Source organism: Hydrogenophaga sp. GW101-3F08, from assembly GCF_059424585.1.
Map to the genome: position 1 here is coordinate 1 of NZ_JBWKZP010000007.1, position 17,977 is coordinate 17,977.

Consider the following 17,977-nt stretch of genomic DNA (forward strand, 5'->3'; position numbering starts at 1 on the left):
TCGCGCGGAACGTGATCAGTGAGGTTGAAAGCGTAGAAGAGCTGATCCTGCGAAGCCGTCTGACCCATCATGGTGTGTACCTCCGTCGATGACGAAGCGCATGCAAACCATGGGCCAGAAACAGGCCTCAGCGGAGTTTTTCAACACAATTGGTCGCAAGCTGTCCCTCACCCCTCCCCCGGCGTTACCCGGTCAGACTTTGAACGCGCGGATGAAGCTCTTCTGATCCTGAACCCCGACCGCACTGTGAGCCTTCGACTGGGTTGATCCCAGTGTGCCGAAACCTCAAAACCGCAAGTCAGGAGAAGGCGTGGGGTCCACCCGCTGGGCCAGGGCCGCATCGCGTTCCACGCGCAGGGCGCGCTGGAAAGCGGGGCGTTCCTGCAGCCGTTGCCAGTAGGCCGCCACCGCCGGCGGGAACTGGGCGTCCAGGCCGAGGTGCTGCGCCAGCACCAGCGCGTAGCCCACGGCCACGTCGGCGGCCGTAAAGCGGCCGGCGCACAGGTGCTCGTTGTGCTGCAGGGCGGCGTCCACCGCGCGCAGCCGGGCCAGGAACCAGCGCGCGTAGTCGGTGGCCACCTGGGGTTGCAGGCGCTCGGCCGGTTCGAAGTGGGTGTAGCGCAGCACCAGCGTCTGCGGGAAGGTGAGCGTGGCGTCGCTCATGTGCAGCCAGTTCAGGTAGTTGCCATAGGCTGGATCGTCGACGGGCACGTCCAGCACGCGCGGGCTGTGGCGCGCGGCGAGGTACTGGCACATCGCGGCCGACTCGGTCATGCGGGTGCCACCGTCTTCCAGCAGAGGCACGGTGCCCAGCGGGTTCAGGTCCAGGTAGGGCCGGGCGTGCACGCGCGGCGGGAAGGGCAGCATGCGCAGCTCGTAGGGCAGGCCCAGCTCTTCCAGCATCCACAGGGGACGCAAAGACCGGGCGCTGACGCAGTGGTGCAGAACGATCATGGGGCGGGTTTCGGGTTCAGTGGCGCTTCTTGAACGGCCGCAAGTCGTGCATGCCGGGCAGGGTGCGTGGGTCGGTGCCTTCGGCAAAGATGCGGTGCTTCAGGATCTTCTGGGTGCCGGTGGTGGGGATCTCGGCCGCAAACCAGAGCCAACCGGGCGCCTTGTAGTAGGCCAGTTGCTGGTGGCAGAAGTGAAATAGCGTGCGCGCCGTCTCCGCCGTTTCGTGGCCGGCCCGGTCTTTCAGCACCACGCAGGCCAGCACCTCTTCTTCGCGCACCTCGTCGGGCAGGGCCATGACCGCCACGTTGGCGACCCAGGGGTGGGTGAGCAGCAGGGCCTCGACCTCGGCGGCAGCGATGTTCTCGCCCGAGCGGCGGATGATGTTTTTGCGGCGGTCCACGAAATGGAACATGCCGTCTTCGCCCCGGCTCACGATGTCGCCGGTGTGGAACCAGCCGCCGCGCCAGGCCTCGGCGGTGGCCTGCGGGTTGTCGAGGTAGCCGCTGAAGAAGTGCCGCCGGGGCGTGGCTTCGGAGTGGCGGACCACCAGCTCGCCCGGCGTGCCGTCGGGCAGCACCTGGCCGGCCTCGTCCATCACGCAGGCGTCCAGGCCCGGGCGTGCGCGGCCGAAGGCCCGCGTGCCGACCTGCCGGGGTTCGTGGCAGTCGCACAGGGGCCGCACCATTTCGGTCATGCCCCAGAGTTCGAGCAGCGGGAAGCCATAGCGCGCCTCGAACGCCGCGTGCAGCTGGGGCTCGACGCCGGCGCCGTAGCCAAAGCGCACTTGGTGCGCGCGCTCCAGATCGCTCACCGGCTGGTTGAGCAGCATGGGCACCACCACGCCGAGGTAGTGCACGATGGTGGCGCGGCTCTCGACCACCTCGGTCCACCAGCGGCCGGGCTGGAAACGGTCGGTCTGCACCTGGCAGCCGCCGCTGAGCAGCATGCAGTAGAACGACAGGATGGACGCGTTCACATGGAACAGCGGCAGCGGGTTGTAGAGGCGCTCAACGCCTTCGCGCACCGCCCCCAGGCCGCCCTGGGTGGCGTACCAGTGGCCGGCGGCCAGCTCGTAGGTGTGCGAGAGCACGCAGCCCTTGGGCTGGCCGGTGGTGCCCGAGGTGTAGAGGATGCTGGCGGGCGTGTCGCCCACCGGTTCGCCGGGCTGGGCCGTGGCGGGCGGTGGTGGCAGGGCCTGCTGGGTGTCCAGCTTCTCCAGCCACGCCACGGCGGGCTGGTGGCGAGCGAGGGCCAGCGCCTCGCGCACCGCGTCGGCCCGCGCGGTCAGCGCCACCATCAGGTCCAGCCGCGCGTGGTCCACCACATAGGCCAGTTCGCGCGGCCGGTGGTCCGGGTTGATCGGCACCACGCACACGCCCAGCGCGTTGAGCGCGAGCTTGTGCAGCAGGTGCTCGGGCCGGCTTTCCAGGAACAGGCCCACGCGGTGGCCCAGGCCGTAACCGGCCGACCGGTACATGGCCATCAGCGTGCGCACTTCGGTGGCCGCGTCGCTGTAGCTGATGTCGCGACCGGCGGGGTCGTAGCTGCGGGCGGCGTTGGCGGGCACGGCCAGCAGGCTGTGGCCGGCGTAGCGGTCGCAGGCCTCGAAGAAGGCCTGGCCGATGGTGGTGTCGTCGTCGATGGCGATCATGTGGGCAGTCTAGACAGGGTGGTGGTCATGGCTGCGCCATCGGGGTTGCAGATCAGGCCAAGGGTGGGGTCCGGCTCCGAAAATCCCCCGGCGCCACCCCCGTCCAGCCCTTGAACGCGCGGATGAAGCTCTTCTCGTTCTGAAACCCGGCCGCTTCGGCCACCTGTTTGATGGGGCGGGTGGTGCGCTGCAGCAGGTCGAGCGCGCGGTCGCGGCGCACCTCGTCTTTCAACGCCTGCAGCGTGGCGCCCTCGTCTTTCAGTTGCCGGTGCAACGTGCGCGCCGAGGTGTTGAGCAGGGCGGCGAGGTCGCTGGCGTTGTGCGCGTCCAGCGGCTGGGTCATCAGCACTTGGCGCACGCGCTGCACCAGCAGGCGGTCGCGCCGGTAGGGGCGCACCTGGATCGGCAGGGCACGCTGCAGCATCTGGTTCATGGCGGCTTCGTCGCGCTTGACGGGCAGGGCGAGGTAGCGCGCGTCGAAGCGGATGGCGGCCTCGGGTGCGTCAAACACCGTCGGGCCGTCGAACAGCACGCGGTAGGCCTCGGCGTGCGGTGGCGCGGCAAACGGAAAGCTCGCGCCCAGCAGCGGGATGCGCGAGTCCACGAACCAGCAGGCCAGGCCCAGGCTGTTGCGCAGCACCGAGACGAAACAGAACTCGCGCAGGCTGCCGTCGCCACCGGGCGGGCGGTGTTCGGTGAGGCCGATGCTGGCCACGTCGCCGCTGGTGGTCACGGCGAGCGTGACGTCGGGGGTGAGCAGGCCGTGGTGGCGGCACCAGCGCTTGAGCGCGGCGCCCAGCGTGGGGGCCGAGAGCGAGGCGCGCGCGAGCATGCCGTAGCTGCCCCAGGGCAGGGGCCGGGCAAACCAGCCCAGGGCTTCGTCGTCCAGTTCGCGCATGGCCGCGCCCGACACGGCCTCCATTTGCGCGGCGGTGATGTGGCCCACCCGTTGCTGCAAAAGGGCTGGCGCGATCTGTGCCTGCGCCAGCGCGGGCGCCGGGTCCATGCCGCGGAGCCGGTACGCCCGCACGATGGCCCGCACAAAGGCCATGGGCGTTGCGGCGCGTGCCGTGCGCAGCTCACTGCGTGGGGCCAGGGGTGTCGGGTTGGGGCTTGGCATGGCGGTCAGTGTGCCTTAGTTGCGGCACGATTTGCAACCATTCTGGCAACCGGTGCACGGCCCGAGCTTCTATGCTTGCGCTTTCAGGCCCGGTCCGATCCGGGCGACCGCCTTCGGAGGAGACACACCCATGAGCGCAGCCCTTTCCACCGCCGCACCGCTGGCGCAAAGCCTGGCGCGTGGCGCGACCGACGTGCCGCTGATCGAACAGACCATCGGCGCGTTTTTTGACGCCATGGTGGCGCGCCAGCCCGAGCACGAGGCGCTGGTGAGCGTGCACCAGGGGCGGCGCTACAGCTACCGTGCGCTGCAGGCCGACGCGCACCGCCTGGCCAGCGCGTTGCTGGCGCAGGGCCTGCAGCCGGGCGACCGCGTGGGCATCTGGTCGCACAACAACGCCGAGTGGGTGCTGATGCAGCTGGCCACGGCGCAGGTGGGCCTGGTGCTGGTGAACATCAACCCGGCCTACCGCACGTCTGAAGTGGAATACGCGCTCAACAAGGTGGGTTGCAAGCTGCTCGTCACCATGGCGCGCTTCAAGACCAGCGACTACCTGGGCATGCTGCGCGAGCTGGCACCGGAGTGGGCGCACGGCCAGCCGGGCGCGCTCGAAGCGCAGCAACTGCCGCACCTGAAGACCGTGGTCTGGATCGACGAGCCGGGGCAGGGCATGGATGAGGCGGGCCTGCTGCGCTTCTCGGCGCTGCTCGCCCAGGGCGACGCCACCGACCCGCGCGTGGCGCAGGTGGCGGCCACGCTCCAGGCGAGCGACCCGATCAACATCCAGTTCACCAGCGGCACCACGGGCTTTCCCAAGGGCGCCACGCTGACGCACCGCAACATCCTGAACAACGGTTTCTTCATCGGCGAGTGCATGAAGTTGACAAAGGCCGACCGCCTGTGCATCCCCGTGCCTCTGTACCACTGCTTCGGCATGGTGCTGGGCAACCTGGCCTGCTTCACGCACGGCGCCACCGTGGTCTACCCGAACGACGGCTTCGACCCGCTGACCGTGCTGCAGACGGTGCAGGACGAACGCTGCACCGGGCTGCACGGCGTGCCCACCATGTTCATCGCCGAGCTGGACCACCCGCGCTTCAAGGAATTCGACCTGTCCACCCTCCGAACCGGCATCATGGCCGGTTCACCGTGCCCCACCGCCGTGATGCAGCGCGTGGTGAGCGACATGCACCTGTCTGAAATCACCATCGCCTACGGCATGACCGAAACCAGCCCGGTGAGTTGCCAGAGCAGCACCGACACGCCGCTGGACCGGCGCGTGTCCACCGTGGGCCAGGTGCAGCCGCACCTGGAAGTGAAGATCGTCCACCCCGACAGTGGCGAGGTGGTGGCGCCCGGCCAGTCGGGCGAGCTGTGCACGCGCGGCTACTCGGTCATGCACGGCTACTGGGACGACCCGGCCAAGACCGCCGAGGCCATCGACGCCGAGGGCTGGATGCACACCGGCGACCTGGCCACCATGGACGCCGAGGGTTACGTCAACATCGTCGGCCGCATCAAGGACATGGTGATCCGCGGCGGCGAGAACATCTACCCGCGCGAGATCGAAGAATTCCTCTACCGCCACCCCGCCGTGCAGGACGTGCAGGTGGTGGGCGTGCCCGATGCGAAGTACGGCGAAGAGTTGTGCGCCTGGGTCATCGTCAAGCCCGGCCAGGCGCTGGACGAAGACACGGTGCGCGCCTTCTGCAAGGGCCAGATCGCCCACTACAAGGTGCCGCGCTACATCCGCTTTGTGGACGCCTTCCCCATGACCGTGACCGGCAAGATCCAGAAGTTCAAGATCCGCGATGCCATGAAGGACCAGCTGGGGCTGGCCGAAGCCAAAACAGCCTGACCGAGAGAACCCCATGCCCGCACTCGACACGAAACTCAACGCCCGCTCCGCCGACTTCCAGGCCAACGCCGCCGCCATGCGCGCGGTGGTGGAAGACCTCAAGGGGCAGGTGGAAAAAGCCACGCTCGGCGGTGGCGACGCGGCACGCGCCAAACACACCGCGCGCGGCAAGCTGCTGCCACGCGACCGCGTGCAGATGCTGCTCGACCCGGGAACGCCCTTCCTGGAGCTGAGCCCGCTGGCCGCGATGGGCATGTACCCCGACCGCGACGGCAGCGACAGCGCGCCCTGCGCCGGGGTCATCGCGGGCATCGGCCGAGTGAGCGGTGTGGATTGCATGATCGTCTGCAACGACGCCACCGTGAAGGGCGGCACCTACTACCCGCTCACCGTCAAGAAGCACCTGCGCGCGCAGGAAGTGGCGCAGCAGAACAACCTGCCTTGCATCTACCTGGTGGACTCGGGCGGCGCCAACCTGCCGAACCAGGACGAGGTCTTCCCCGACCGCGACCATTTCGGCCGCATCTTCTTCAACCAGGCCAACATGAGCGCGCAGGGCATCGCGCAGATCGCGGTGGTCATGGGCTCGTGCACGGCGGGCGGCGCCTACGTGCCGGCCATGAGCGACGAAACCATCATCGTCAAGAACCAGGGCACGATTTTTCTGGGTGGCCCGCCGCTGGTGAAGGCCGCTACGGGCGAGGTGGTGAGCGCCGAGGACCTGGGCGGTGGCGACGTGCACACGCGCCTCTCGGGCGTGGCCGACCACCTGGCGCAGAACGACCTGCACGCGCTCGCGCTGGCGCGCCAGGCGGTGAAGAACCTCAACGCCCGCAAGGTCCCGCCCATCACCACCATCGACCCGGTGGCGCCGCTGTACCCGGCCGAAGAGCTGTACGGCGTGATCCCCACCGACACGCGCAAGCCGTTTGACGTGCGCGAGATCATCGCCCGCATCGTCGATGGCTCGGACTTCGACGAGTTCAAGTCGCGCTTCGGCACGACGCTGGTCTGCGGCTTCGCGCGCATCGAAGGCATGCCGGTCGGCATCATCGCCAACAACGGCATCCTGTTCAGCGAGTCGGCGCTCAAGGGTGCGCACTTCATCGAACTCTGCTGCCAGCGCAAGACGCCGCTGGTCTTCCTGCAGAACATCACCGGCTTCATGGTCGGCCGCAAGTACGAGAACGAAGGCATCGCGCGCAACGGCGCCAAGATGGTGACCGCCGTGGCCACGGCTGCGGTGCCCAAGTTCACCGTCATCATCGGCGGCAGCTTTGGCGCCGGCAACTACGGCATGTGCGGCCGCGCCTACAGCCCGCGCTTCCTCTGGATGTGGCCGAACGCGCGCATCAGCGTGATGGGCGGCGAGCAGGCCGCGAGCGTGCTGGCCACCGTCAAGCGCGACGGCATCGAGGCGAAGGGCGGCAGCTGGAGCGCGGAAGAAGAAGCCGCGTTCAAGGCGCCGATCAAGGAGCAGTACGAGGTGCAGGGCCACCCCTACTACGCCACCGCGCGCCTGTGGGACGACGGTGTGATCGACCCGGCCGACACGCGCCGCGTGCTGGCCCTGGGCCTGAGCGCTTCGCTGAACGCGCCGATCCCCGAGACGAAGTTTGGACTTTTCCGCATGTGATGTGTATGATTTTTGTATTTCATACACATTGAAGGAGGTTTCCCGTGCGGACCAACATCGTGATTGACGACAAACTCATGGCGGATGTCATGGCCAGCGGTGATTTCAAGACCAAGAAAGAAGCGGTCGAAGAGGGCTTGCGTCTGCTCAAACGGAAAAAGGCTTACGCGGCTTTGCTGGCAGCACGCGGCACCCTGTTCTGGGACGATTCCGACGAAGCCTGGGCGAAAGCGCGTGAAGAAGAGGAACTGCTTGAGGCCACCGTGCAGGAGCCTGCTGCGAGCTACGTGGTCAAGCCCGCAGCCAAGGCCAGACAAGCCCGAGCCACCGAGACGCGCGCCAAGCCCGGCAAACGGAGCAAGGCAGCATGATCCTGGTGGACTCCAGCGTGCTCATCGATCACTTTCGAGGCACCAACAACCCACAGACCGAACAGCTCAGGCGATGGCTGTCGGGCAAGGACGGCCCGCCAGACATTGGTGTGGCCGATCTGGTGGTGTTCGAGGTGGTGCGCGGTTTCTCCACCGCCGCCGCGCAGGCCCGGGCGCGCGATCTGTTGCTGGCGCTGGAGGTGGTGGAGATCGGCGGATTGGACAACGCCCTGCAGGCCGCCACGCTGTACCAGCGACTGCGCAAATCAGGCCGCACCGTGCGCAGCCCCATCGACGTGCTGCTCGCCAGCTACTGCATCACCCACGGTCACATGCTGCTGCACCGCGACGCCGATTTTGAATCGCTCAAAACGCTGGGAGGACTTGAGACATGGCCGAACTGAATCCGTGGCACACCCACTTTGCCCGACTGGCCCGTTACAACGTCTGGGCCACCGCGCGCCTGCTCGACGCGGTGGCGCCGCTGTCCGACGCCGACTACCGCAAGGACGTGGGCCTGTTCTTCAAAAGCATCCACGGCACGCTCAACCACCTGCTGGTGGGTGAACACGCGCTGTGGTTCCAGCGTTTTGCCCACGGCGCCTCCCCCGTGGTCCAACTGGACGCCGAGGTGGAGCCCGACCGCGCACGCCTGACCCAGGCCCTGCGCGACGGCGCGGCTCGCTGGGCGCCGCTGATCGCCAGTTGGCCGGCGGAGCGCTTCGACGGCACGCTGGACTACACCACCACCAAGGGCGTGCCCGTCTCGCTGCCGTTCGCCGCCACGCTGGCGCACGTGTTCAACCATGGCACGCACCACCGCGGCCAGATCACGGCCGCGCTCACCGCGCTCGGCCAGCCCTGCCCGGAGCTGGATTTCGCTTACTGCCTGCACGAAGAAGCTGCCCGGGAGAAAGCCGCATGAGCCAAGCCCTGACCGTCGCGGTGCAAGACCGCATCGCCCGCATCACGCTCAGCCGTCCCGAGCTGCGCAACGCTTTCAACGACGCTGTGATCCAGGAACTCAAGGCCGCGTTTGAAGCCGTGGGCGCGCGCGACGACGTGCGCGCCGTCGTGCTGGCCGCCGTGGGACCGGCCTTCTGCGCCGGGGCCGACCTGAACTGGATGCGCCGCATGGCCGACTACACGCGCGACGAAAACGTGGCCGATGCCGGCCAGCTCGCGGCCACGCTCAAATCCATCTACGAGTGCCCCAAACCCACCATCGCCGCCGTGCAGGGCGACGTGTTCGCCGGTGGCATGGGGCTGGTCGCGGTCTGCGACATGGCCGTGAGCGTGGACAGCGCCACCTACTGCTTGAGCGAAGTGAAGCTCGGCCTGATCCCCGCGACCATCAGCCCCTACGTGATCCGCGCCATGGGCGCGCGGGCTTCGCACCGCTATTTCCTCACGGCCGAGCGCTTCTCCGCCGAAGAGGCACACCGCATCGGCTTCGTGCACGAGCTGGTGAGCAATGCCGATGCGCTGGACGCCAAGGTCAACGAGCTGGCCCAGGCGCTGGTGAGCGCCAGCCCGGCGGCGGTGAAAGCCTGCAAGCGGCTGGTGCAGGACGTGGCCGAGCGCGCCATCGACGCCGGCTTGATCGCCGCCACGGTGCAGGGCATTGCCGACATCCGCGCGAGCGAACAAGGTCGCGAAGGCGTGCAGTCCTTTTTGCAGAAACGCAAGCCGGCCTGGCTGGCGGGCTGAGCGGCCCCTTCCACACCCACAGCACCCGGCATGGCATCGATCTGGACTTCGTTCGTGGCGTGGCTCCGGTCCTGGGGCGCCCAGGTGGGCGACGGCGCGGCCGACGTGGGCGTGCAGATGGGGGGCCAGGTGATCGACGGCGTGAGCGCCGCCGCCAGCCAGCTCGACATGCCCAGCCTGCTGGCGCTGGCCGCGGCGCTGGGCTGGGTCAGTGGCTTCCGGCTTTACGCGGTGGTGTTCCTGGTGGGTGCGTCGGGCGCTCTGGGCTGGATGCCGTTGCCCGAAGGCCTGCAGGTGCTGCAGCACCCGGCCATGCTCATCACCAGCGGCGCGCTGCTGTTCGTGGAGTTTTTTGCCGACAAGATCCCGGGGCTCGACTCGCTGTGGGACATGGTCAACAGCGTGATCCGCATCCCCGCCGGCGCCGCGCTGGCGGCGGGGGCGCTGGGCGCTGACGGCAGCACCATGGCCCTGGTGGGCGCGCTGCTCGGCGGCACGCTCGCGGCCAGCAGCCAGGCCGCCAAGACCACCACGCGCGCGGCCATCAACACCTCGCCCGAGCCGTTCTCCAACATCGCCATGAGCCTGGTCGAAGACGGCCTGGTGGTCGGCGCGGTCTGGCTGGCCACCAACCACCCGCTGGTGTTCGGCGTGCTGCTGGTCATCGCCGTGGTGCTGATGTGGATCGTCACCTGGATGCTGTTCAAGTTCCTGCGCGCGGTGTTCCGCCGGGCGCAGTCCCTGTTTTCTTCTGCCAACGCCTGAGGCCCCGAATGTTCACCAAAATCCTGATTGCGAATAGAGGCGAGATCGCCTGCCGCGTCGCCGCCACCGCCCGCCGCATGGGCGTGCGCACCGTGGCCGTGTACTCCGACGCCGACGCCAGCGCCAAACACGTGGCCGCCTGCGACGAGGCGGTGCACATCGGTGGCAGCGCGCCGAAAGACAGCTACCTGCAGTGGCAGCGCATCCTCGACGCGGCCAAGGCCACCGGCGCGCAGGCCATCCACCCAGGCTATGGTTTTCTGAGCGAAAACGAAGCCTTCGCCAACGCCTGTGCCGAAGCCGGGCTGGTGTTCATCGGCCCGCCCGCGAGCGCGATCCAGGCCATGGGGCTGAAGGCCGAGTCCAAGCGCCTGATGGAAAGTGCCGGCGTGCCGCTGGTGCCGGGTTACCACGGCGCCGACCAGGACCCGGCCATGCTCAAGCACGAGGCCGACCGCATCGGTTACCCGGTGCTGATCAAGGCCAGCGCGGGCGGCGGCGGCAAGGGCATGCGTGCGGTGGAGAAATCTGAAGACTTCGCCGCTGCGCTCGCTTCGTGCAAGCGTGAGGCCATCAACAGCTTCGGCAGCGACGCCGTGCTGGTGGAGAAATACGCCCAGCGCCCGCGCCACATCGAGATCCAGGTGTTCGGCGACACGCACGGCAACTGCGTCTACCTGTTCGAGCGCGACTGCTCGGTGCAGCGGCGCCACCAGAAGGTGCTGGAAGAAGCGCCCGCGCCGGGCATGACGCCCGAGCTGCGCCAGCAGATGGGTCTGGCCGCCGTGGCTGCGGCGCGCGCCGTGAACTACGTGGGCGCCGGCACGGTGGAGTTCATCGTGGAGCAGCCGCCCGAAGGCGGCATGCGCTTCTATTTCATGGAGATGAACACGCGCCTGCAGGTCGAGCACCCGGTGACCGAAGCGATCACGGGGCTTGATCTGGTCGAATGGCAATTGCGCGTGGCCAGCGGCGAGCCCTTGCCGCTGAAGCAGGAAGACCTGCACATCCAGGGCCACGCCATCGAAGCCCGCATCTGCGCCGAAACGCCGGACAACCAGTTCCTGCCCGCCACCGGCCGGCTCGACGTCTACCGCAAGCCCGCCTGCACCGGTTTCACCCGCGGTTCGGTGCGCATCGACGACGGCGTGCGCGAAGGCGACGCCATCAGCCCCTTCTACGACTCCATGGTCGCCAAGCTGATCGTGCACGGCCGCACCCGCGCCGAAGCACTGGCCCGGCTCGACGCCGCGCTGGCCGAAACCCGCATCGTCGGCCTGTCCACCAACGTGCAGTTCCTGCGCCACGTGGTCGCCAGCCCCTCGTTCGCGCAGGCGAATCTGGACACGGCGCTGATCCCGCGCGAAGCGGGTGTGCTGTTCAACCAGGACAAGGTGGGTCTGAATCTGGCCGTGGCCGCCGCCGTGGCGCAGACCCTGCTGGCCGAGCGCGCGAGCGAAGGCAAAGACCCGTTCTCGCGCCGCGACGGCTGGCGCCCGCACGGCCTGACCGTGCGCCGCTTCGACTTTGAATACCAGGGCGAGGCGATGCAGGCCAACCTGACCTACCTGCACGATGGCGCGCTTCAGTTGGCTTTTGCTGAGGTCAGCGGCTTGCTGACGTTCGACGCCTTGCCAGCGCCCAACGGCACGCTGATGGACCTGCGCTTCATGGGCCAGCGCCAGACGGTGCAGACCTGGCAGCGCGAAGAGGTCGTGCACGTCTTCTGCGCCCTGGGCGCCACGCAGATCATCGAACTCGATGCACTGGCCCACGCCGGCGAAGCCGCGCACGACGGCGGGCGCCTGACCGCGCCCATGCCGGGCAAGGTGGTGTCGTTTGCCGTGAAGGCCGGCGACGTGGTCAAGAAGGGCCAGCCGCTGGCGGTGATGGAGGCCATGAAGATGGAGCACACCATCGCCGCGCCGGCCGACGGCACCGTGGCCGAGCTGCTGTACGCGCCGGGCGATCAGGTGGCCGAAGGCGCGGAGCTGCTGAAGATCGCCACGGCCTGACGGCTCCTCTGGCCGGGATGTCCCGGCCGCGGGGATCTCCAACCTCCGTTCGGGCTGAGCCTGTCGAAGCCCTCGGCGCCAACGGGCCTCTCCGTCCACGGGCTATTCGTCTTGCCATAAGCTCGCCGCATGAACATCACTTTCTGCTGCACCGACACCAAGGCCGAACCCTGGCTCGAAGGCCTGCGCGCGGCGCTGCCGGGCGCCACCGTCGAGGTCTGGCAACCCGGCGCACCGCAGGCCGACCACGCCGTGGTCTGGGCGCCACCGCAGCAGTTCCTGGACGAACAGCAGGCGCTCAAGGGCCTGTTCAACATCGGCGCCGGCGTGGACGCGCTGCTCAAGCTGCGGTTGCCACCGGGCGTGAAGGTGGTTCGGCTGGACGACGCCGGCATGTCGGTGCAGATGGCCGAATACGTGTGCCACGCGGTGATCCGCCACTTCCGCGAGTTCGACGCCTACGAGGCCGACGTGAAAGCGGGCCAGTGGTCGTACCGCAAGCCGCGCCATCGCCAGGACTTCCCGGTCGGCGTGATGGGCCTGGGTGTGCTCGGTGAGCGCGTGGCCAAGGCGCTGCGGGTGTTCGAGTTCCCGGTGCACGGCTGGAGCCGCACGCCCAAGGCCGTCGAGGGTGTGCTCACGCACAGCGGCGAGGTCGGGTTCCAGACCTTCCTGTCGTCCTGCCGCGTGCTGGTGAACCTGCTGCCGCTCACGCACGAGACGCAGGACATCCTGAACCGCGACACGCTCGGACGCCTCCAACCCGATGCCTACCTGATCAACGTGGCGCGCGGCGCGCACCTGGTCGAGGCCGACCTGCTCGCCCTGCTGGAGAGCGGCCACATGGCCGGCGCCACGCTCGACGTGTTCCGCACCGAGCCGCTGCCGGCGGGGCATCCGTTCTGGACCCACCCGAAGATCACCGTCACGCCACACACCTCGGCGCGCACCCTGCGCGACGAGAGCATCGCGCAGATCGCCCGCAAGATCGCGGCGCTGGAGCGCGGTGAGCCGGTGGCCGGGGTGGTGGACACGGCGCGGGGATATTGAGTCCGCCCTGAGACCGAGACTGCACAATAGCAAGGCTTTGCATTCGTGTTCGTACAAGAAGTCTCAGGAGGACAACATGTTCAAAGAACCCTTGGGCGGGGTGTGCCCGCCCGCCGTGCGCCGCCCGCCCGTGCCCCAGGTGCTGCGGGACGCACTGAAGGACCATCCTTCGCTCATCGCGGAGTTGCAGCAGGCCCTGAACGCGATCGAACTCGCGCCGACCATGAACAAGCGACAGCGCTTTGATCTGTTCGAGCGGGCCACCCTGTCTCTGGAGGGCCGGCTGGAAACCTTCGTGGCCCGCGCCCAGACCGAGCTGCTGGCGGCCAACGCCGCCGGCGATGGCGTCGCTGCCGCCAGGGCGAGGGACAGAAAAGCCCTGCTGCTCCGGTGCCGGGGCGAGGGGCATCCGGAACTGATCGGATTTTTTGACCTCAGAACACTCCCACCCGACACGGCCGACCTGCGCGCCAGTGTGGCGCCGGGCTGACCGGCGCCGGCCACCCACCAACACACCACCCGGATTCAGACCACCATGCAGACCCCGATCCACTTCCCTTCCATCATGCCCTCGCGGGTCAAGCTCGTGGACGTGGGGCCGCGCGACGGTCTGCAGAACGAAAAGCAGCCGGTGCCGGCGGCGGTCAAGATCGAGCTGGTGCACCGCCTGCAGGCCGCAGGCCTCAAAGAGATCGAGGTCACCAGCTACGTGAGCCCGAAGTGGGTGCCGCAGATGGCCGACAACCACGAGGTCATGTCAGGCATCCAGCGCCTGCCCGGGGTGCGCTACTCGGTGCTCACGCCCAACCTCAAGGGCTTCGAGGCGGCGCTGCGCGACCAGCCCGACGAGATCGTGGTGTTCGGCGCGGCCAGTGAAGCCTTCAGCCGGAAGAACATCAACTGCTCCATCGCCGAGAGCATCGAACGCTTCGCCCCGGTGGTGGACGCGGCCCGCGCCGCCGGCATCTTCGTGCGCGGCGCCATCTCCTGTTCGGTGGGCTGCCCCTACCAGGGCTTCGTGCCGCCGGAGAGCGTGAAATACGTGGCCACGCTGATGAGCGGCATCGGCGTGCAACACATCGGGGTGGCCGACACCATCGGCGTGGGCACGCCGCTGAAGGTGCAGCGCGCGCTGGACGCGGCCCTGTCGGTGTATTCGGTGGACGAGATCTCCGGCCATTTCCACGACACCTACGGCCAGGCGCTGGCCAACACCCTGGCGGCGCTGGAAATGGGGATCTGGCAGTTCGATGCCTCGGTGGCCGGCCTGGGCGGCTGCCCCTACGCCAAAGGCGCCACCGGCAACGTGGCCACGGAAGACGTGGTCTACCTGCTGCACGGCATGGGCATCGAAACCGGCATCGACCTCGACGCCCTGGTGGACGCCGGCCAGTACATCAGCGAACAGCTGGGCCGGCCGAGCGGCTCGCGCGTGGCGCGCGCCTTGCTGGCGAAGCGGGCGGGGTGAGCACCATGGATTTGAATGTCTGGCTGGCTTTTTTTGCCGCGTCCTGGGTGATCGCGGTGTCGCCCGGTTCGGGCGCGGTGCTGTCCATGAGCCACGGCCTGGCCTACGGCGTGCGCCGCGCGGGCGCGACCATCGTGGGGCTGGAGTTGGGCCTGGCGGTGATCCTGCTGATCGCGGGTGTCGGTGTGGGCGCGCTGCTGCTGGCCTCCAGCACCGCGTTTCTGGTCGTCAAGGTGTTGGGCGCGGCCTACCTGATCTGGCTGGGCTGGAAGCAGTGGCGCGCGCCCAGCGGTGCCGCGAAGCTGCCCGGCTCCGATGCGGCCGACGGCGCACCGGCGGGTGATGCGAACGGCCTGCCCTCGGTCCGCGAGCGGCTGCTGATCGGCTTCATGACCAACGTCACCAACCCCAAGGGCATCGTCTTCATGGTGGCCGTGCTGCCGCAGTTCATCGACCCGACCCGCGCCCTGTGGCTGCAATTGCTGATCCTGCTGCTGACCTCGGTGGGGGTGGACGTGCTGGTGATGCACGGCTACGCCTTCCTGGCCTCGCGCGCCAAGGACTGGCTGGCCACGGCCCGGGCCCGCCGCGCGCAGAACCGGGTGTTTGGCGGCGTGCTCATGGCCATGGGGGCGAGCCTGCTGGTGGTCAAGCGCGCGGCCAACTGAGCCCGCCCGGGCCGCTACCATTGCCGACCATGAGCGAAGAATCCCCGAACACCCTCGATCTGCCCGCCGGCGTGCTGCGCGTCACCGAAGCGCTGGCCGCGCTGGGCCATGCCCACGCCCCGGTGATGCTGAGCGACGCCGCGCGCACCGCCCAACAGGCCGCCGACGCGCTGGGCGTGGCGCTGGGCCAGATCGCCAAGAGCATCATCTTCCGCCGCAAGAGCGATGACGCCGCCGTGCTGGTCATCACCTCGGGCGACCTGCGCGTGGACGAAAAGAAGGTGCAGGCCATCGTTTGCGCCGAAGGCGGCAAGCTCGGCCGCGCCGACGCCGATTTCGTCAAGGCACGCACCGGGTTTTCCATCGGTGGCGTGTCCCCGCTGGCACACGCCACCGCGCCCGTCACCCTGATCGACGATCAGCTGTTCCGCTTCGACGTGATCTGGGCCGCGGCGGGCCATCCGCATGGCGTGTTCCGCCTCACGCCGGACGACCTCCAGCGGCTCACCGGCGCGCCGGTGCACGACGTGACCGCACCGCCGCCCACGCCCTGACCCCCATGCTGCTCAAGAAACTGTTTTCGCGCCGCGCGGCGCCAGCGCCAGCGCCCGCGCCCAAGCCGAGGCCGCTGATCAACCTCGACGACGCGCGCGCCCGCCACGTGGACCCCGAGGTGCCCTCGCCGTGCATCTCGGTCTGCCAGATGGACCCGGCCACCCAGCTGTGCAGCGGCTGCTACCGCACGCTGGAAGAAATCGCGGACTGGAGCACACTGGACGACCCGCAGCGCCTGGTGGTCTGGGAGCGCATCGAGGCGCGCCAGGCCCCACGATGAAGCACCCCCGCCGCGCTGCGCGCGACCCCCTCAAGGGGGCGGCACTGATCGTGGAGACCAACCCATGAGCACCGACACCCTGCACGACATCGGCTTCTGGTACGACCCGATCTCGCCCTATGCTTACCTCGCTTTCGAGCGCCTGCCCGAAGCGCTCATGGGCCTGAGCGTGCGGGTGCGCTACAGGCCGGTGCTGTTTGCCGCGCTGCTGCAGGCCCACGGCCAGCTCGGGCCGGCCGAAATTCCGGCCAAGCGCGACTGGACCTACCGCCAGGTGGGCTGGCTCGCGCAGCAACACGGCGTGCCGCTGGAGTTGCCGGCCGCGCACCCGTTCAACCCGCTGGCGCTGCTGCGTCTGGGCCTGTGCACCGCCACCGACGACGCCTCGGGTGAGACCAACCGCTACGTGACCGGGTTGCTGTTCCACCACGTCTGGCGCGGCGGGCAGAACGCCACCGACCCGGTGCGTCTGGCCGCGCTGCAGACCCTGCTGCAGGACCACATGGCCCAGCGCCAGAAGCCCTGGGCCGCGCCGGACAGCGCACCCGTGAAACAGCGCCTGCGCGACAACACCGACGCAGCGCTCGCGCTCGGCCTGTTCGGCGTGCCCGCGCTGGTGGTGGACGGCCGCGTGTTCTGGGGCCACGACGCCCTGCCCATGCTGCGGGCCTACCTGGACGGCGACGCCTGGTTCCGCTCCGGCGCCTGGGAGGCGGCGGCCCGCCTGCCGACGGGTGTGCAGCGAAACCCCACCTGACGGGGCCACCGGCCCAAGCCCTCCGTCAGTCTCAGGCCGGGAAGGCGTCTTCCAGCGTCAACACCCGGCCGGTGTCGGCGGCTTCGTAGCCTTTGAGTGCCGCGACCCGCGCGCGGAACGCGGGCGACTGCAACACCGCCAGCACCGGTCGGAGTTCGTCGCGCTCCAGCGCGCCGGCCGTGAGCGCGAAAAAGTAGCGTTCCTTGAGCAGCGGGATGAAATGCAGGCCGAAGCGGTGCGCGGCGGTCTGCACGCCGATGCCCACGTCGGCCATGCCGCTGGCCACGAAGGCGGCGACGGCGGCGTGCGTGAGTTCGGTGTTGTCGTAGCCGGCGATCTGGCGCGGCGCGATGCCCTGGCGCTGCAACAGCAGCTCGGTCAGCACCCGCGTGCCCGAGCCTTCGGGCCGGTTCACGAAACGCAGGCCCGGGCGGGTGAGATCGCCCAGGCCGCTCAGGCCCAGCGGGTTGCCGGGCGCCACGAACAGGCCCTGGGTGCGCACGGCCAGCTGCACCAGCCGGTGGGTCTCGGGCCGGAGCCAGTGCAGGTAGCGCTGCGCGGCCGCCGCCTGGAATGTGCCCAGTGGCACGTGAAAACCGGCCAGATCGCAGTCGCCCTGGGCCAGCGCCGCCACGGCTTCCAGGCTGTTGCGGTAGCGCAGCTCCACTGCCACCTGGCGCGCCGCCAGTTGCTCGCGCAGCGCCGCCACCGCAAAACCGTGGCTCGCGTGCAAGCGCGGGACCGCGCGCTCGCGGCGCTGCACGCGCCCGAGCTCGCCCTCCAGCTCCGAGGCCAGCGACTCCAGCAGCGGTTGCAGCCGCGCGCCGATGCGGGCGTCGGCCCAGATGAGCTGCTGGCCCAGCGCGGTGAGCAGCGAGCCGCGGCCCCGCCCGCGGGTGAGCAGCGCCTGGCCGAACAGCTGCTCGGCCTGCCGCACCAGGCCCCAGGCGTGCCGGTACGACAGCCCCAGGTCGCGCCCGGCCTGCGAGATGCTGCCCGAGTCCTGCACGGCGGCGAGCAGGCGCAGCAGTGTGTTGGCGTCGAGCGCTGCGGCGTCTTCGTGGCCGATGCGCCACTGGGGCTGGAGGGTGATGCGCAGCATGCGGGTAGGAGGGCGTG

Annotated in this window: 19 protein-coding genes; 15 read left to right on the forward strand and 4 right to left on the reverse strand. The window is 69.0% G+C overall.

The window, feature by feature from the left end:
• Nucleotides 1–285: 285 nt before the first annotated feature.
• The 3 genes from AC07YZ_RS17260 to AC07YZ_RS17270 are packed head-to-tail and all read right to left on the reverse strand — an operon-like array spanning nt 286 to nt 3,725.
• On the reverse strand, nt 286–954 hold the full coding sequence (locus AC07YZ_RS17260; RefSeq protein WP_494795623.1) for a glutathione S-transferase family protein: 669 nt from the start codon (nt 952–954) through the stop codon (nt 286–288).
• 16 nt (nt 955–970) lie between these two features.
• Complete coding sequence (locus tag AC07YZ_RS17265; protein ID WP_494795624.1) at nt 971–2,605, reverse strand: AMP-binding protein; 1,635 nt, start codon at nt 2,603–2,605, stop codon at nt 971–973.
• 52 nt (nt 2,606–2,657) lie between these two features.
• Nucleotides 2,658–3,725 carry an AraC family transcriptional regulator gene (locus AC07YZ_RS17270; protein ID WP_494795625.1) on the reverse strand — a complete coding sequence of 356 codons (1,068 nt, stop codon included), beginning with the start codon at nt 3,723–3,725 and terminating at the stop codon, nt 2,658–2,660.
• Nucleotides 3,726–3,855: 130 nt separating this feature from the next.
• On the opposite strand from AC07YZ_RS17270, the gene AC07YZ_RS17275 reads away from it, so the two are divergent.
• From AC07YZ_RS17275 to AC07YZ_RS17345, 15 genes are all read left to right on the forward strand, one after another.
• Nucleotides 3,856–5,583 carry an AMP-binding protein gene (locus AC07YZ_RS17275; protein ID WP_494795626.1) on the forward strand — a complete coding sequence of 576 codons (1,728 nt, stop codon included), beginning with the start codon at nt 3,856–3,858 and terminating at the stop codon, nt 5,581–5,583.
• 13 nt (nt 5,584–5,596) lie between these two features.
• Nucleotides 5,597–7,219: a carboxyl transferase domain-containing protein gene (locus AC07YZ_RS17280; RefSeq protein ID WP_494795627.1), complete on the forward strand. Its 1,623-nt coding sequence runs from the start codon at nt 5,597–5,599 to the stop codon at nt 7,217–7,219.
• Nucleotides 7,220–7,263: 44 nt separating this feature from the next.
• Entirely contained in the window at nt 7,264–7,590 is a 327-nt protein-coding gene (locus tag AC07YZ_RS17285; RefSeq protein WP_226490098.1) for a type II toxin-antitoxin system VapB family antitoxin, read from the forward strand.
• Nucleotides 7,587–7,994, forward strand: a complete 408-nt coding sequence (gene vapC, locus AC07YZ_RS17290) for a type II toxin-antitoxin system VapC family toxin (RefSeq protein ID WP_226490097.1) — start codon at nt 7,587–7,589, stop codon at nt 7,992–7,994. The genes AC07YZ_RS17285 and vapC overlap by 4 nt, the downstream gene beginning before the upstream one ends.
• A complete protein-coding gene (locus AC07YZ_RS17295; protein ID WP_494795628.1) occupies nt 7,982–8,515 on the forward strand; it encodes a DinB family protein in 534 nt (177 codons plus the stop codon). The genes vapC and AC07YZ_RS17295 overlap by 13 nt, the downstream gene beginning before the upstream one ends.
• Nucleotides 8,512–9,300: an enoyl-CoA hydratase/isomerase family protein gene (locus AC07YZ_RS17300; RefSeq protein ID WP_494795629.1), complete on the forward strand. Its 789-nt coding sequence runs from the start codon at nt 8,512–8,514 to the stop codon at nt 9,298–9,300. The genes AC07YZ_RS17295 and AC07YZ_RS17300 overlap by 4 nt, the downstream gene beginning before the upstream one ends.
• A gap of 30 nt (nt 9,301–9,330) precedes the next feature.
• A complete protein-coding gene (locus AC07YZ_RS17305) occupies nt 9,331–10,065 on the forward strand; it encodes a DUF4126 domain-containing protein (RefSeq protein WP_494795630.1) in 735 nt (244 codons plus the stop codon).
• Between the two features lie 8 nt (nt 10,066–10,073).
• The gene (locus AC07YZ_RS17310) at nt 10,074–12,080 is read left to right on the forward strand and encodes an acetyl/propionyl/methylcrotonyl-CoA carboxylase subunit alpha (RefSeq protein ID WP_494795631.1); all 2,007 of its coding nucleotides are present in this window, start codon (nt 10,074–10,076) and stop codon (nt 12,078–12,080) included.
• A gap of 129 nt (nt 12,081–12,209) precedes the next feature.
• A complete protein-coding gene (locus tag AC07YZ_RS17315) occupies nt 12,210–13,130 on the forward strand; it encodes a 2-hydroxyacid dehydrogenase (RefSeq protein WP_494795632.1) in 921 nt (306 codons plus the stop codon).
• Between the two features lie 76 nt (nt 13,131–13,206).
• Complete coding sequence (locus AC07YZ_RS17320; RefSeq protein ID WP_226490091.1) at nt 13,207–13,620, forward strand: hypothetical protein; 414 nt, start codon at nt 13,207–13,209, stop codon at nt 13,618–13,620.
• 45 nt (nt 13,621–13,665) lie between these two features.
• On the forward strand, nt 13,666–14,598 hold the full coding sequence (locus tag AC07YZ_RS17325) for a hydroxymethylglutaryl-CoA lyase (RefSeq protein WP_494795633.1): 933 nt from the start codon (nt 13,666–13,668) through the stop codon (nt 14,596–14,598).
• 5 nt (nt 14,599–14,603) lie between these two features.
• Nucleotides 14,604–15,266, forward strand: a complete 663-nt coding sequence (locus AC07YZ_RS17330) for a LysE family transporter (protein WP_494795634.1) — start codon at nt 14,604–14,606, stop codon at nt 15,264–15,266.
• A 29-nt stretch (nt 15,267–15,295) separates the two neighbouring features.
• On the forward strand, nt 15,296–15,820 hold the full coding sequence (locus AC07YZ_RS17335) for a YbaK/EbsC family protein (RefSeq protein ID WP_494795635.1): 525 nt from the start codon (nt 15,296–15,298) through the stop codon (nt 15,818–15,820).
• Nucleotides 15,821–15,825: 5 nt separating this feature from the next.
• Nucleotides 15,826–16,101, forward strand: coding sequence for a DUF1289 domain-containing protein (locus tag AC07YZ_RS17340; protein ID WP_494795636.1), 276 nt, complete (start codon nt 15,826–15,828; stop codon nt 16,099–16,101).
• Nucleotides 16,102–16,165: 64 nt separating this feature from the next.
• Nucleotides 16,166–16,858, forward strand: coding sequence for a 2-hydroxychromene-2-carboxylate isomerase (locus AC07YZ_RS17345; RefSeq protein WP_494795637.1), 693 nt, complete (start codon nt 16,166–16,168; stop codon nt 16,856–16,858).
• 31 nt (nt 16,859–16,889) lie between these two features.
• On the opposite strand, the gene AC07YZ_RS17350 is transcribed toward AC07YZ_RS17345, so the two are convergent.
• Nucleotides 16,890–17,960: a substrate-binding domain-containing protein gene (locus tag AC07YZ_RS17350; protein WP_494795638.1), complete on the reverse strand. Its 1,071-nt coding sequence runs from the start codon at nt 17,958–17,960 to the stop codon at nt 16,890–16,892.
• Nucleotides 17,961–17,977: the final 17 nt, after the last annotated feature.